13 protein-coding genes and 1 riboswitch are annotated in these 13,939 nt (G+C 69.7%); of the genes, 7 read left to right on the top strand and 6 right to left on the bottom strand.

The window, feature by feature from the left end; all coding sequences use genetic code 11:
• Positions 1-14: 14 nt before the first annotated feature.
• From CW359_RS29185 to CW359_RS29170, 4 genes are read left to right on the top strand one after another with little or no spacing between them, the layout of a single operon-like run.
• Entirely contained in the window at positions 15-1,082 is a 1,068-nt protein-coding gene (locus tag CW359_RS29185) for a glucose-1-phosphate thymidylyltransferase (RefSeq protein WP_105973163.1), read from the top strand.
• Positions 1,079-2,071 carry a dTDP-glucose 4,6-dehydratase gene (gene rfbB, locus CW359_RS29180; RefSeq protein ID WP_105973162.1) on the top strand — a complete coding sequence of 331 codons (993 nt, stop codon included), beginning with the start codon at positions 1,079-1,081 and terminating at the stop codon, positions 2,069-2,071. The genes CW359_RS29185 and rfbB overlap by 4 nt, the downstream gene beginning before the upstream one ends.
• The gene (rfbD, locus tag CW359_RS29175) at positions 2,068-2,940 is read left to right on the top strand and encodes a dTDP-4-dehydrorhamnose reductase (protein WP_105973161.1); all 873 of its coding nucleotides are present in this window, start codon (positions 2,068-2,070) and stop codon (positions 2,938-2,940) included. The genes rfbB and rfbD overlap by 4 nt, the downstream gene beginning before the upstream one ends.
• Entirely contained in the window at positions 2,940-3,743 is an 804-nt protein-coding gene (locus tag CW359_RS29170; protein WP_105973160.1) for a class I SAM-dependent methyltransferase, read from the top strand. Before rfbD ends, CW359_RS29170 begins: the two co-directional genes overlap by 1 nt.
• Positions 3,744-3,818: 75 nt before the next feature.
• Here CW359_RS29170 and rfbC read toward each other — a convergent pair whose 3' ends face one another.
• The 3 genes from rfbC to CW359_RS29155 all read right to left on the bottom strand — a co-directional run bounded on the left by rfbC (position 3,819) and on the right by CW359_RS29155 (position 7,894).
• On the bottom strand, positions 3,819-4,418 hold the full coding sequence (gene rfbC / locus CW359_RS29165; protein ID WP_105973159.1) for a dTDP-4-dehydrorhamnose 3,5-epimerase: 600 nt from the start codon (positions 4,416-4,418) through the stop codon (positions 3,819-3,821).
• Between the two features lie 4 nt (positions 4,419-4,422).
• Positions 4,423-6,390, bottom strand: a complete 1,968-nt coding sequence (locus tag CW359_RS29160) for a glycosyltransferase family 2 protein (RefSeq protein ID WP_105973158.1) — start codon at positions 6,388-6,390, stop codon at positions 4,423-4,425.
• Positions 6,391-6,784: 394 nt separating this feature from the next.
• Positions 6,785-7,894, bottom strand: coding sequence for an XdhC family protein (locus tag CW359_RS29155; protein WP_105973157.1), 1,110 nt, complete (start codon positions 7,892-7,894; stop codon positions 6,785-6,787).
• Positions 7,895-8,007: 113 nt separating this feature from the next.
• Between CW359_RS29155 and CW359_RS29150 the strand changes: the two genes are divergently transcribed.
• Entirely contained in the window at positions 8,008-9,870 is a 1,863-nt protein-coding gene (locus tag CW359_RS29150) for a glycoside hydrolase family 5 protein (protein ID WP_105973156.1), read from the top strand.
• A gap of 83 nt (positions 9,871-9,953) precedes the next feature.
• Here CW359_RS29150 and CW359_RS29145 read toward each other — a convergent pair whose 3' ends face one another.
• Positions 9,954-11,219, bottom strand: a complete 1,266-nt coding sequence (locus CW359_RS29145; protein WP_105973155.1) for a YncE family protein — start codon at positions 11,217-11,219, stop codon at positions 9,954-9,956.
• Between the two features lie 185 nt (positions 11,220-11,404).
• On the opposite strand from CW359_RS29145, the gene CW359_RS29140 reads away from it, so the two are divergent.
• Complete coding sequence (locus CW359_RS29140; protein ID WP_105973154.1) at positions 11,405-12,082, top strand: TetR/AcrR family transcriptional regulator; 678 nt, start codon at positions 11,405-11,407, stop codon at positions 12,080-12,082.
• A gap of 15 nt (positions 12,083-12,097) precedes the next feature.
• Here the strand turns inward: CW359_RS29140 and CW359_RS29135 are convergent, their stop codons facing one another.
• Together CW359_RS29135 and CW359_RS29130 are read right to left on the bottom strand one after the other, a co-directional pair.
• Positions 12,098-12,946 (bottom strand): bifunctional 5,10-methylenetetrahydrofolate dehydrogenase/5,10-methenyltetrahydrofolate cyclohydrolase, encoded by an 849-nt coding sequence (locus tag CW359_RS29135; protein ID WP_105973153.1) that lies wholly within the window; start codon positions 12,944-12,946, stop codon positions 12,098-12,100.
• Between the two features lie 23 nt (positions 12,947-12,969).
• A riboswitch (ZMP/ZTP riboswitch) is annotated at positions 12,970-13,079 on the bottom strand.
• A 17-nt stretch (positions 13,080-13,096) separates the two neighbouring features.
• Entirely contained in the window at positions 13,097-13,471 is a 375-nt protein-coding gene (locus CW359_RS29130) for a nuclear transport factor 2 family protein (protein WP_105973152.1), read from the bottom strand.
• A gap of 170 nt (positions 13,472-13,641) precedes the next feature.
• Between CW359_RS29130 and CW359_RS29125 the strand changes: the two genes are divergently transcribed.
• The gene (locus tag CW359_RS29125; protein ID WP_105973151.1) at positions 13,642-13,938 is read left to right on the top strand and encodes a hypothetical protein; all 297 of its coding nucleotides are present in this window, start codon (positions 13,642-13,644) and stop codon (positions 13,936-13,938) included.
• Position 13,939: the final 1 nt, after the last annotated feature.

The raw sequence follows: 13,939 nt of genomic DNA, 5'->3' as shown, positions 1-13,939 counted from the left end.
GCTAGGGTGAACGGATGAAGGCTCTCGTGCTCTCCGGCGGCGCCGGCACGCGGCTTCGGCCGATCACCCATACCTCGGCGAAGCAGCTCGTGCCCGTGGCCAACAAACCCGTACTGTTCTACGGCCTGGAATCCCTCGCCGAGGCGGGCATCACCGAGGTCGGCATGATCGTCGGCGACACGGCCGCCGAGATCGAGGAAGCGGTCGGCGACGGCTCGAAGTTCGGCCTCCAAGTCACCTACATCCCGCAGGAGAAGCCCCTGGGCCTGGCCCACGCGGTGCTGATCGCACGGGAGTTCCTCGGCGACGACGACTTCGTCATGTACCTGGGCGACAACTTCATCGTCGGCGGCATCCGCGATCTCGTCGACGGCTTCCGCGGCGCGCGCCCCGACGCCCAGATCCTCCTCACCCAGGTCCCCGACCCCCGCTCCTTCGGCGTCGCCGAACTCGACGCGGACGGCCAGGTGATCGGCCTGGAGGAGAAGCCCGAGCACCCCAAGAGCGACCTCGCGCTCGTCGGCGTGTACCTCTTCACCCCGGCCATCCACGACGCCGTACGCGCCATCCGCCCGTCCTGGCGCGGCGAGTTGGAGATCACCCACGCCATCCAGCACCTCATCGACGCCCGGTCCGACGTACGATCCACGCTCATCAAGGGCTACTGGAAGGACACCGGGAACGTCACCGACATGCTGGAGGTCAACCGCATGGTCCTGGAGGGACTGGAGCGGCGGATCGACGGCGAGGTGGACGACGCGTCCGAGACCATAGGACGCGTGGTCATCGAGGAGGGCGCGAGCATCACCCGCTCCCGGATCGTCGGCCCCGTCGTCATCGGCGCCGGCACCGTCGTCAGCGACTCCTACGTCGGACCCTTCACCTCCCTCGCGGAGAACTGCCGGATCACCGACAGCGAGCTGGAGTTCTCCATCGTGCTGCGCGACTCCTCCATCGCCGGGGTCGGCCGTATCGAGTCCTCGCTCATCGGCCGCCATGTCGAGGTGACCCCGGCCCCCAGTGTTCCCAGCGCCCACCGACTCGTCCTCGGAGACCACAGCAAGGTGCAGATCCACTCATGAACCTCCTCGTCACCGGCGCCGCCGGATTCATCGGCTCCATGTACGTCCGCAACCTCCTCGCCGCCGAGGGCCCCGACGCGCCCCGGATCACCGTGCTGGACAAGCTGACGTACGCGGGCACCCTGGAGAACCTGCCGGCCGGCCACCCCCGGCTGACGTTCGTCCAGGGCGACATCTGCGACGCCGAACTCGTCGACAAGCTGATGGCCGAGGCCGACCAGGTCGTCCACTTCGCCGCCGAGTCCCATGTGGACCGCTCGATCGACGGCGCCGCCGACTTCGTCCGCACCAACGTGGTGGGCACCCAGGTGCTCCTCGACGCGGCCCTGCGCTACGGCGTCGGCCCCTTCGTGCACGTCTCCACCGACGAGGTGTACGGCTCGATCGACACCGGCTCCTGGCCGGAGACCCACCCGCTGGCCCCCAACTCGCCCTACTCGGCGTCGAAGGCCTCCTCCGACCTGCTCGCCCTCGCCTACCACCGCACCCACGGCCTGGACGTCCGCGTCACCCGCTGCTCCAACAACTACGGGCCGCACCAGTTCCCCGAGAAGGTCATCCCGCTCTTCGTCACCAACCTCCTCGACGGCAAGAAGGTCCCGCTGTACGGCGAGGGCCTCAACGTCCGCGACTGGCTGCACGTCGACGACCACTGCCAGGGCATCGACCTGGTCCGCACCGGCGGCCGGCCCGGCGAGGTCTACAACATCGGCGGCGGCACCGAGCTGAGCAACAAGGAACTCACCGGACTGCTCCTGGAGGCCTGCGGCGCCACCTGGGACAGCGTGGAGTACGTCGAGGACCGCAAGGGTCACGACCTGCGCTACTCCGTCGACTGGAGCAAGCTCCACGACGAGCTGGGCTACACCCCGCGCCACGACTTCGCCACCGGCCTCGCCGCGACCGTCGCCTGGTACCGCGACAACCGCGCCTGGTGGGAGCCCCTCAAGCAGCGGGTGAGTTCTGCGCCGAAGCAGGTCAAGGAATGAAGTGGCTGGTCACCGGCGCCGCCGGAATGCTCGGCCACGACACCGTCGAGGAACTCCTCCGGCGCGGTGAGGACGTCGTGGGCCTCGCCCGCGCCGCCCTGGACATCACCGACCCCGACGACGTACGCCGCGTCCTCACGGAGCACCGCCCCGACGTCGTCGTCAACTGCGCCGCCTACACCGCCGTCGACGACGCCGAGACGGACGAGGAGACCGCGCTCCGCATCAACGGCGTCGGCCCCCGCCTGCTCGCCCAGGCCTGCGCCGAACTCGACGCCCGCCTGATCCACATCTCCACGGACTACGTCTTCGACGGCGAGGCCCGCAGCGCCCCGTACCCCGAGGACCACACCCCGGCCCCGCGCACGGCGTACGGCCGTACCAAGCTCGTCGGCGAACAGGCCGTCCTCGCCACGCTCCCGGACGCGAGCGCCGTCCTGCGCACGGCTTGGCTGTACGGCGCCCACGGCGGCAACTTCGTGCGTACGATGATCGACCTGGAGGCGCGTCGGGACACCCTCGACGTCGTCGACGACCAACGCGGTCAGCCGACCTGGAGCGCGGACGTCGCCGTACGCATCGCCGACCTCGGACCCCGCATCGGCCCCGAGGCGAACGGTATTCTCCACGCCACCAACTCCGGCGAGGCGACCTGGTTCGAGCTGGCGCGCGAGGTGTTCCGCCTCGTCGACGCCGACCCGGACCGGGTACGCCCCACCACCAGCGCGGCCTTCACCAGGCCCGCACCCCGGCCCGCATACAGCGCCCTCGGCCACGGCCGTTGGCAGCAGGCCGGTCTCGGACCCCTCCGAGACTGGCGTACCGCCCTGCACGAAGCACTGCCACACATCCGCAAGGAGATTTCCTAGTGAAACGCCATGAGTTCCTCCGGGAGCTCCACAAGGTCAGCGCGAACAGGAACTACCTGGAGATCGGCGTCAACGACGGCCGAAGCCTGACCCTGTCCCGGGTACCCAGCATCGCGATCGACCCCGCGTTCAGGGTGGTCTCCGAGATCCGCTGCGACGTCCATCTCGCCAAGGCCACCAGCGACGACTTCTTCGCCCGTAAGAACCCCCTCGCCCACCTCACGGGCGGCCGGCACCCGCTGCGCAACCTGGCCCGCAACCGCAGCCCGTTCGGCTACTGGCAGCGCACCACGCTCGACCTGTCGTTCATCGACGGCATGCACCTGTTCGAGTACGCGCTGCGCGACTTCATCAACGTCGAGAAGCACTCGGACTGGGCCAGCGTCATCGTCCTCGACGACATGCTGCCCCGCAGCATCGACGAGGCCGCCCGCGACCGGCACACCAACGCCTGGACCGGCGACGTCTACAAGCTGATCGAGATCCTCGCCCGGTACCGCCCCGACCTGGTCACGGTCCTCGTCGACACCGCGCCCACCGGTCAGCTCATCGTCTTCGGCGCCGACCCCGACAACACCGTGCTCTCGGACAAGTACGACGAGATCATCGCGGAGTTCGAGGTCGCGGACCCGCAGAAGGTGCCCGAGAGCGTCCTGGAGCGCACCCCGGCCGTCAAGCCGGAGACCCTGGTCGAGGCCGCCTTCTGGGCCCCCCTCGTCAAGTCCCGCAACCGGGGCACCAAGCGCGGCAAGGGCCTGGAGCAGCTCCGCCGCAGCCTGGAGCCGCTGAGCACCACGCGCTGACGTACCACTGAACAAAGGCCTGTGGCCCGGCAGCTGACGAGCTGTCGGGCCACAGGCCTTTGTTCCTCGTGAGGATTACCGGTTGTCGCGCAGGCCCGCGTAGTAGGCCGCGCAGTCCGCGTACGACGGCAGCAGTCCGGCCTCCTCCGCCTCGGCCAGCGTGGGTGCCTCGGCGTCCTTCTCCGACAGCACCGGCTCGATGCCCTCGGGCCAGGCGATGCCCAGCGCCGGGTCGAGCGGATTCACCCCGTGCTCACGCCCCGGCGCGTACCCGGTCGAGCACAGGTACACCACGGTGGCGTCGTCGGTGAGCGCCATGAAGGCGTGCCCGAGGCCCTCCGCGAGGAACACGGCGTGCCGGGTGTCGTCGTCGAGGCGTACGGCCTCCCACCGCCCGTAGGTGGGCGAGCCGACCCGGATGTCCACGACGACGTCCAGGACCGCGCCACGCACGCAGGTCACGTACTTGGCCTGGCTCGGTGGTACGTCCGAGAAGTGCACCCCGCGTACGACGCCCCGGCGTGAGACCGAGCAGTTGGCCTGGGCGAGGGAGAGGTCGTAGCCGGTGGCCTCGCGGAACTCCTCGCCCCGGTACCACTCGTGGAAGGTTCCCCGGTCGTCAGGGAAGATCTTCGGCTCCAGTACCCAGGCGCCTTCGATGTCCAGTGCGCGCATGGTGTCAGGCTCCGTTTCCGCGTCGCAGCCCGGCCTTGCGGGCGATCTTCCCGAGGGTGCGCCGCACCTTGCGGACCAGCGTCTGACTGCCGTTCGCTCCGGTGGGCTTGGCGGGCCGAACGACCTGTACGCGGCCGGACTTGGCGGCGAGGTTGACGGACATCGCCAGGAAACGCGGCTCGTCGGCCTCGGGGGCGAGGCAGAGGGAGGGCTTCCAGGTCCCGTCGGCCAGCGCGCCGGACGGCAGGGTTGCCTCGACGGCGCCGCCGGTCAGCGTGGACTCGACGTCCACGGGCTCGGCGGCGGTCGCCGAGGTGAACCGGAGCAGAGCCTTGGTGTCGGCGGGTACGTGCAGGGGGAGGGCGACCCGCAGTCGGTCACCCGTGACGGTGACGTCGTCGGGCTTCAGCCGACCCAGGCCCACGCCCTTCACGGCACGGTCGACGTCCAGCGAGAGGGTGGCCTGCTTGGCGGTCCAGTACGGCAGGACGACGCGACCGGCGACCACACCGGCCGGGGGCACCGGACGGGGGTCCAGCTTGACCGGGCCGAGCCGGCACTCGCGGGTCCAGCCGCCGAGCTTGATCCGGACGAACACGTCGAACAGTCCGCCGCCGAGGGCGACACCGCCCGCAGCCGTACCGGGATCGACGGTGGCGGTACCGCGCAGCACGAGCCGCACCTGACCGTCGTCGCCGCCCTCACCTGCGGGGAGGGTCTCGCGGGTCAGCTCGACGGGCTGGAAGAACTGGGCGGCCGTGGCCCGCTCCCGCACCAGGAAGTCGGCCGTCGCACTGCCGAACCGGGCGACCGTGGAGGCCGCGACGCGGGCGATCGCGTCGTCGGCGTCGGTGGGTGTGCCGTCCAGGTCGGCGCCGTCGCTGTCGTCCTCGGCGGGGAACGTCATCGGCTTGCCGTGGGAGGTGAACTCGGCGGTGAAGCCGACGTGCAGGACACCGTCCCGCCACTCCACGCTCTGCGGGGTGGCGGTGGGGGCGAGCGAGGCCTCCCACTCGGCGAACGCGATGACGTCGTCCAGCCGGTCGGCGGCGATCAGCGCGGCGACGATCCGCTGCGCCTCCTGCATACCGTTGGCGACACCGGGTCCGAAGCGCTCGACGACGACCCCGCGGATCTCGTCGAACATCTCCTTGCGGTAGTCCTCCGGCAGCTTGAGCAGCCGGTTGCTGCGCATCCGCTCGACCATCTCGTTGCGCAGCCAGCGCCGGAAGAGCCGGTCGCGCACGGTACCGGGCTCGGTGTACCGCTCGACGACGTCGAGGGCCTCACGCAGATTACGGAAGTAGCCGACCGGGTCGAAGCGCTGGAACCCCGCGTTCGAGGCGTCGTCGCGCTTGACGTGGTAATAGCAGACGTAATCGCTGAGCACGGAGACGTTGTCCGCGCGCAGATAGGCCTCGGTGACGAAGACATGGTCTTCGAGCCGCCGCCGACCCTCCGGGAAACGCAGACCGATACGGTCGAGAAAGGCCCGCCGGACCATCTTGTGCGGGGTGAGGCTGTCGATCAGCGGGGCGTTCTCGACACTGGCCTTGGGATGGTTGTGCCGGAACAACTCCACCGGCACGGGCCGACCCTTGCCGGCCATCTTCCCGACGATCACATCGGCACCGTTGGCCACGCCGTAGTCGTACATCCGCTCAAGGGCCTCGTCACCGAGATAGTCGTCGTTGTCGACGAACATCACGAACTCGCCCTGCGAGGCCTCGATACCGACGTTGCGCGGCTTGCCCGACCAGCCCGAGTTCTCCTGGTGGATGACCTGGAAACGCGATTCCTCGGCGGCGAGCTGGTCCAGCCTGGCCGGGGTCCCGTCGGTGGAACCGTCGTCGACGAAGATCACTTCGTACTCGTCGGCAGGCAGCGACTGCCGCAACAGCGACGCGACGCAGTCCTCGATGTACGGCCCCGGGTTGTACACCGGAACGATGACGCTGACCTTTACCGACATGCGGCTGGAAGCCCCCTTTTGGCTTTACTCCCCGCTTCCGCATCGACACGGAACGGGCTGCTCGATACTAACCTCGCGAGGCTCTCCGGCATGTGCGGGGGCATGGTGCGCCGGGGCGTCAGAGGGATTCGTCGAGGCCGGTGCGCGTGATGTCCGCCGGGTGCGACAGCGCCCCGAAAGGGGCGCGGGGCTGTGTTCGATATGCGGCTCCGCCGCGCGGGCGCGACCCAGCCCCGACGCCGCCGCAGTCGCGAGACGGCAGATCGTGGCACCCCCTGCGGAATGCCTCCGCTTCAGGGTTGTCCACGAGACCGGCCCCGCCCGGGGCCACGAGATCCGCTGCTGATCCCCGGCTCACCGACGTGGACCCGCACCGCCTGCCGCCCCGCGAGAGCTAACCCGCCCCCTTCGGCGGATGAATCGCACCCTGCGTAGCCGTCAGCGACACCCCGCTGCCACCCCACCGCAGAGCCACGATCTCCGCCGCCACCGACACTGCCACCTCCTCCGGCGTACGGGCCCCGAGGTCCAGCCCGATGGGCGACCGCAGCCGGGACAGCTCCGCCCCGGTGAGGCCGGCCTCCGTCAGGCGGGTGCGGCGGTCGTCGTGCGTACGGCGGCTGCCCATCGCGCCGATGTACGCGGCGGGGCGGCGCAACGCCTCCTCCAGCAGGGGTACGTCGAACTTCGGGTCGTGGGTCAGGACGCACACCACGGTGCGCTCGTCCGTGTTCGTGCCGCGCAGGTAGCGGTGCGGCCAGTCGACGACCACCTCGACGCCCTCGGGGAAGCGCTTCGGGGTCGCGAAGACCGGGCGGGCGTCGCAGACGGTCACCCGGTAGCCGAGGAACGCGCCGATCCGGGCCACCGCCGCGGCGTAGTCGATCGCGCCGAAGACCAGCATCCGGGGCGGCGGCGCGAACGAGTGCAGGAACACCGTGACCGCGTCCTCGCGCCGCTCACCGTGTGGCCCGTAGTGCCGCAACCCCGTTGCCCCCAGGGCGAGTTCGCCGCGCGCGTCGGCGGTGACCGCCACGTCCAGGCCGGTCGTGCCGAGCGTGCCCGACACCGTCTCCGGCCACACCGCGAGCGTCGCGCCGCGCGCCGCCGGACCGTCGGTCACGGTCGCCACGGTCACCGGCCGGCCCGCCGCCACCGACTCCGCCACCGCCGCGAAGGACGGATCCAGAACCGGCGTCACCGGCCGCACCAGCACCGTGATCTCGCCGCCGCACGTCAGCCCCACCGCGAAGGCGTCCTCGTCGCTGTAGCCGAAGGTCGCGAGCCGCGCCTCCCCGTCCGCCACGACCTCGCGGGCCAGCTCGAACACCTCGCCCTCGACACACCCCCCGGACACACTCCCCACCACCTCCGCACCGGGCCCCACGGCCATCGCGGCCCCAGGGTCGCGCGGCGCACTGCGGCTCACCGAGACGACGGTGGCGAGTCCGAACGGCTCGCCCGCCGCGTACCAGCGCCCGAGCGCCGGGAGGATGTCACGCACGATCCGCTCCTTTTGTCGCTCATGTGACTTGATCATCGCCCATGAGCGTCAAAAGCTGAAGATTACTCAACAGTCACTTGGTATTGACGACCACTGTTGCGCGCGGGACTGTAATGCACATGTCGAAGTTGCGTGTGCATCTGCTCGGCGTACTGGTCCTGGTCACGGGTTTCCTGACCACCGTCGGCTCCCAGCCCGCCCGGGCCGACACCCTCTGGTTCGACACTCCCACCAACACCACCCTCACCGTCCAGAACGGTCGGTTCACCGACGCCCTGGGCCGCGAGGTAGTCCTCCGGGGCTACAACGTCTCCGGCGAGACGAAGCTCAAGGAGAACAACGGACTGCCCTTCGCCTCGGTCGCCGACGCGAAGAAGTCCGCGACCGCACTGCGAGCGCTCGGCGGCGGCAACAGCATCCGCTTCCTGCTCTCCTGGGCGTACGCGGAGCCCGTGCGTGGCACGGTGAGCAGCAGCTACCTGGCCGCCGCCACCGCTCAGATGGGTGCCTTCCTGGACGCGGGCATCCGCGTCTACCCCGACTTCCACCAGGACCTCTACTCCCGCTGGCTCTTCGACTCGGACAGCTGGTACACCGGCGACGGCGCCCCCAAGTGGGCCGTCGACCTCGGTGACTACCCGGACGAGTACTGCGGAATCTGCCCCTTCTGGGGACAGAACATCACCTCCAACGCGGCGGTGACGGAGGCGACCTACGACTTCTGGCACAACACCAACGGCGTCCAGGACTCGTTCCTCCTCACCGCGCAGAAGACGATGGCGTACCTCAAGGCCAACCTCACCAGCGCCCAGTTCACGGGTGTCGTCGGCTTCGACCCGTACAACGAGCCGCACTTCGGGATCCTCGACTCGGGCGAGACCAGCCGGACGTGGGAGAAGAACGTCATGTGGCCGTTCTACGTCAAGTTCCGCGCCCGGATGGACGCGGCGGGCTGGCAGGACAAGCCCGCCTTCGTCGAGCCGAACCTCTTCTGGAACGCCAACATCGACTTCCAGAAGCAGGAGGGCGGACTCCTCGACGCGGGTGCCATCGGTACGCGCTACGTCTTCAACACGCACTTCTACGACCAGAAGGCGATCTCCGGCGTCTTCATGTGGGGCAACGCCGAGGACGGCCAGTACGTCACCGACTTCGGCACGATCCGCGACCGGGCCACCGCCCTCGGGACGACCGGGATCATCAGCGAGTTCGGCCACCCGCTGGCCGGCTCGGTCTCCGGCAAGGCGCCCACGGTCTACAAGGCGATGTACCAGGCCCTCGACTCCCGTGTGAAGGGGGCGAGTTGGTGGTCCGGCGCGAGCGGGTCGGGGCCGGTCCTCTCGGGCAGCCAGTGGCAGTGGGACATCTACAACGGCCGCCACAACGAGCTGATGAACGACAACCCCGACAAGGTGCTCACCACCGGTGACGCCTGGAACGACGAGGACCTGTCCGCAGTCCGCCTCGACGACTCCGGTACGGCGGTCCTGCGCCAGGACGCCCGCATGCTGGACCGCGTCTACCCGGGCGCCACGGCCGGGACGACGCTCGCCTTCACCTACGAGGACCGCTCCCGGGACGGGTCCACGACCCTCACCTGGAACCCGGTGCCGAGTTCGCTGCCGAACGTGTCCTCGCTGGTGGGCTCGGGGCAGTACAGCGTGCTGGTGTGGCGCTCGAAGGGCATCTCCGCGCCGACCGAACTCCATCTGCCGGCGTCCTTCCCGACCGCGACGACCACGGTCGTCTCCGACCTCGGCACGGTGTACGGCCCGCCGGCCTACACCAGCACCACCCCGATCGCGGCGGGCACCGAGCCCGGCGGCACGGGCAGCCGCCGTCTCCTGCTCACCTCGGCGGACACCGGCGTACTGCACTACGCGCTGGTGACCAACGGGGCGACCGCCCCGTCCGCGACCCTGCTCAGCGCCGCCCGGGCTGAGCTGGCTTCCTGGGCTGCGTCCGAGTTCAGTTAGGACAGGTAGTTCAAACGACACAGCCCCGCGCCCCTGAAAGACAGGGGCGCGGGGCTGTTCGTGGCTTCAGCGGAGCCGGTGTCTCAATTGGCCGTCGGGCTTGTCCAGTTCGCCTCCACATGGGCGAGGCGGACCCGCTGGGGGTGGTCGCCCACCGCAACCGAGACCGTCTTCTGGCCCGTGGCGAAGTCGATCGCCGTGATCTGGTCGGAGCCGCTCTCCGAGATGACGCAGGACTTGCCGTCACCGCTCACCGTGGCCCAGTAGGGCTTCGAGGCGGTGACGAGCGGGCCCTCCTGGAGGGTCGCACGGTCGACGACCGTCGCGTAGTCGTCCATCGTGCCCGCGACGCACAGCTTGGTGCCGTCAGGCTTCATCGAGATGCCGTGGTGGCGCGAGTCGTTGACGAACGTGGTGCGGTCGTCGCTGGTCGCCGGGTTCTTGGGCAGGGTCTTCGTCCGGGTGATCCTGTCGGTGGCGATGTCGTACTCGAAGAAGCCGTTGAAGAACGAGACCTGGAAGTACAGCTTCGTCTCGTCGGGCGAGAAGGCGGCCGGACGGACCGCGTCCGAGTAGTCCGTGAGACCGATCGCGTCGAGCCGCGCCCGCATGTCGATCACCTTCACCTGCTGGAAGGTGGCCGCGTCCACGACCGTGATCTTCCGGTCGCCCTTCGTGAAGTCCTGCCAGGGGGCGTCCTGATCGGTGTTGACGTCACCGATGGACATGTTCCAGATGTACTTGCCGTCCTTGGTGAAGATGTTCTCGTGCGGCTTGTCGCCGGTCTTGAACGAACCGACCTGCGCCCCCGTGTTGATGTCGAGCACATGCACGGTGTTGGAGATCGAGGCGGACACCGCGACCCGGGTCCCGTCGGGGGAGACCGCCATGTGGTCGGAGCGGTAACCCGACACGGGGAAGCGCCAGTTGATCGCCCCGGTGGCCAGGTTGATCGAGACCACGTCGGCGAAGCTCGGCCGGGAGACCACCATCGACTTGCCGTCCGGGGTGGAGTACATGTCGTCGACCAGCTGGTCATGGCCTTCGCCGACCCCGTTGCGGATGGCCATGAAGTAGATCCACTTGATCGGGTCCGCGTTGATCGCGGCCAGCCGGGCCGCCTTGTCCGGTACGACGTTGATCCGGCCGATCTTGGCGAAGTCGCCGGTGGACTTGATGACGTCCGCGGTGCCTTCCCAGTTGTTGCCGACGAACATCACCTCGCGCAGGGCGGCGGCGCCGACATCCTCGGCGTCGGTCGCCGCGACGGCGGCGGACGCGGGGGCGGTGATGGTCAGGACGAGGGCGGCGGCCATGGCACAGAGGTACCTGGATCTGGAAGCGGGCATGAGTGCTCTCCCCTCCGGGAGTGTGGATGCGAACTGTGGCGGGTGCATGACAGGCACGGCGGAGCGAAGAAACTGAAAACGAGCACGTTCAGATTGGACTTACTGGAAAGTAAGGAGGGGGTGCCCTTCTCCACAAGACTGCGTGCACGACAAACTTGGCCCTCGGACCGACGAAGGAGGGCTCATTGGCGGGCAGGCTCAAGGCGCCGACCGGCCGCTACGCCGGAAAATCGGCCGAGGAGCGGCAGATCGCACGGCGTCGGCGATTCCTGGACGCCGCGCTCCAGCTGTTCGGCGACACCCCGGGCTACCGCTCGACGACCGTCGCCGCGCTCAGTGAGACGGCGGGCCTGTCGACCCGCCAGTTCTACGAGGAGTTCCGCAGCCTGGAGGACGTGCTGGCCGCCCTGCACCTCCAGGTCAACGACTGGGCCGAGGAGGCGGCCCTCAACGCCCTCTCCACCGCCGAGGGCCTGCCCCTCGCCGAGCGGGCCGCCGCGATCTTCCGCGCCTACGCCGCCAACGTCACCTCCGACCCGCGCCGCATCCGGATGACCTTCGTCGAGATCATCGGCGTCAGCGCCCGCCTGGAGGAACAGCGCCTCTCCCGGCGCTCCCGCTGGGTCGACCTCATCTGCACGGAGGCGGAGGCCGCCGTCGCGGCGGGGGAAGCGGCGCCGCGCGACTACCAGCTGGCCGCGACCGCGTTCATCGGCAGCGTCAACGGCCTGCTGCACGACTGGAGCGCGGGGTGGGTAAACGCCACCCTGGACGAGGTCGTGGACGAGCTGGTCCGGATGCTCCTGGGCATCCTGCGCCCGGCGGGCTGGACACCTCCGGACAAGAACGTGAGCGGCGCCTGACGCTCCCGGAAGCCCTCACGCCCCCAGCTGCCGGGCGGCGGCATCCACGGTCTGCTCCAGCAGCACCGCGATCGTCATCGGGCCGACGCCACCCGGCACCGGCGTGATCAGCCCGGCCCGCTCCACGGCGGAGTCGAAGTCGACGTCACCGACGTTCCCGGCGTTGTACCCGGCGTCGATCACGACCGCGCCGGGCTTGATGTCCTCACCCCGGATGAGCCGGGGGCGGCCCACGGCGGCGACCACGATGTCCGCCTCGCGGACGGCCGACGCCAGGTCCCGGGTCCGTGAGTGGCAGTACGTCACCGTCGCGTCGCGCCCGAGGAGCAGCATGCCGACCGGCTTGCCGAGGATCGCGCTGCGGCCCACCACCACGGCCCGCTTGCCGGACGGGTCGACGTCGTACGCGTCGAGCAGCCGCATGATGCCGCCGGGGGTGCAGGACACGAACCCGGGCAGCCCGAAGCTCATCGTCGCGAAGGAGGCGAAGGTGACCCCGTCGACGTCCTTCTCGGGGGCGATCGCCTCGAACGCGGCCCGCTCGTCGATGTGCCCGCCCATCGGGTGCTGGAGCAGGATGCCGTGCACGGCGGGGTCGTCCGAGAGGGCGCGCAGCGCGGCGACCAGTTCCCCGGTCGTCGTGGTGGCGGGCAGCTCGACATGGCGGGACTCGATGCCCGCCTGGCGGCAACGGTTCCGCTTCATCCGGACGTACGTGACCGAGGCGGGGTCCGCGCCCACCAGCACCGTCGCCAGACAGGGCGTCGTGCCCGTCCGGTCGGTGAGGTCGGCGGCCTTCTTCGCCGTCTCCTCGACCGTGCGCCGGGCGAGCGAGGTGCCGTCAATGAGCCGGGCCTGAGGCATGATCCACTCCTGAGGGTGACAGTCGTCATCGCCCAGGCGCACGGCACGCACTCCGCGTCCACGGAAGGATGCCCACTCCGTGAGGGCCGCTCCCCGGTGGTGATCCACCCAAGCGCCAGTCACGACCCGGAGCCCAGCCTAATCGAGGTCTCAGCCGCCCTCCTCGTCCCAGGCCTGCAGTACCGTCTGGTCGACGATCTTGCCGTCGCGCAGGGACAGCATCGAGCCGGCGAGTACGCGGATGCCGTCCGGGTACAGACAGGACTCCGTGTAGGCGACCTGGTCGCCCTGGACGACCACCTGTTCGAGTTTGTGGGTCATGTCCCTGCTGTACACGTCGTTCAGCATGGCGCCGATCTCGGCGCGTCCGTGCATGACCATCGGGTGGCTGGGCTGTGTGTTGTGGTCGACGACGCGCAGTTCCGCGTCGTCGGCGTAGAGCGACAGCAGTGCCGTCGCGTCCTGTCCTTCGATGCCCCGGCGCAGGGCTTCGGTGTCGAAGGCGGGGCTGGCCGCGGTGCCCATGGTGACCTCCTCCGAGGGGCGCGGCCCGGTCGGGAGCGGGCCGCGGGGGCCTCTCCTCCCGAGGCTCCTCCCTCCCGGGGGCCTCGGCAAGCGCAGACGGGGGATGAGCCTGACGAGTGAGCGAGGCGGGGTGCCCGTGTCCGGGACGGGGCGTGGGCGTTGCTGAATACATGATCTCAACACGACGAATCGCCGCCGCCGTTGGTCTCGCCGTCGGTGTCACCGGCCTCGCCGCCCCGCTGGCCAGCGCGGCCCCCGCCGCCGACCAGAACGCGGGCAAGCTGAACCCGATCGCCCAGCTCGACTCCCTCGCCGTGAGCGAGATTCCCGCCCAGTACCACGAGGACCTGCCCCGGGTCTCCACCCAGCTCAGCTCGCTCAACCGGCTCAGCGACCTCCAGCAGCTCCACCAGGTCACCGACATGGCCGCCCCCGTGACCGGACTGCTGCCGGCCGTCGAGGCCTGAC

The sequence above is a fragment of the Streptomyces geranii genome (assembly GCF_002954775.1).
Lineage (GTDB): Bacteria > Actinomycetota > Actinomycetes > Streptomycetales > Streptomycetaceae > Streptomyces > Streptomyces geranii.
This window is presented reverse-complemented; position numbering and strand designations above follow the sequence as displayed.

Coding starts and splice junctions, on each gene's coding strand:
- CW359_RS29185 (WP_105973163.1), top strand. CDS start 15: ATGAAGGCTCTCGTGCTCTCCGGCGGCGCCGGCACGCGGCTTCGGCCG.
- rfbB (WP_105973162.1), top strand. CDS start 1,079: ATGAACCTCCTCGTCACCGGCGCCGCCGGATTCATCGGCTCCATGTAC.
- rfbD (WP_105973161.1), top strand. CDS start 2,068: ATGAAGTGGCTGGTCACCGGCGCCGCCGGAATGCTCGGCCACGACACC.
- rfbC (WP_105973159.1), bottom strand. CDS start 4,418: ATGCGCGCACTGGACATCGAAGGCGCCTGGGTACTGGAGCCGAAGATC.
- CW359_RS29160 (WP_105973158.1), bottom strand. CDS start 6,390: ATGTCGGTAAAGGTCAGCGTCATCGTTCCGGTGTACAACCCGGGGCCG.
- CW359_RS29150 (WP_105973156.1), top strand. CDS start 8,008: ATGCACATGTCGAAGTTGCGTGTGCATCTGCTCGGCGTACTGGTCCTG.
- CW359_RS29145 (WP_105973155.1), bottom strand. CDS start 11,219: ATGCCCGCTTCCAGATCCAGGTACCTCTGTGCCATGGCCGCCGCCCTC.
- CW359_RS29135 (WP_105973153.1), bottom strand. CDS start 12,946: ATGCCTCAGGCCCGGCTCATTGACGGCACCTCGCTCGCCCGGCGCACG.
- CW359_RS29130 (WP_105973152.1), bottom strand. CDS start 13,471: ATGGGCACCGCGGCCAGCCCCGCCTTCGACACCGAAGCCCTGCGCCGG.
- CW359_RS29125 (WP_105973151.1), top strand. CDS start 13,642: ATGATCTCAACACGACGAATCGCCGCCGCCGTTGGTCTCGCCGTCGGT.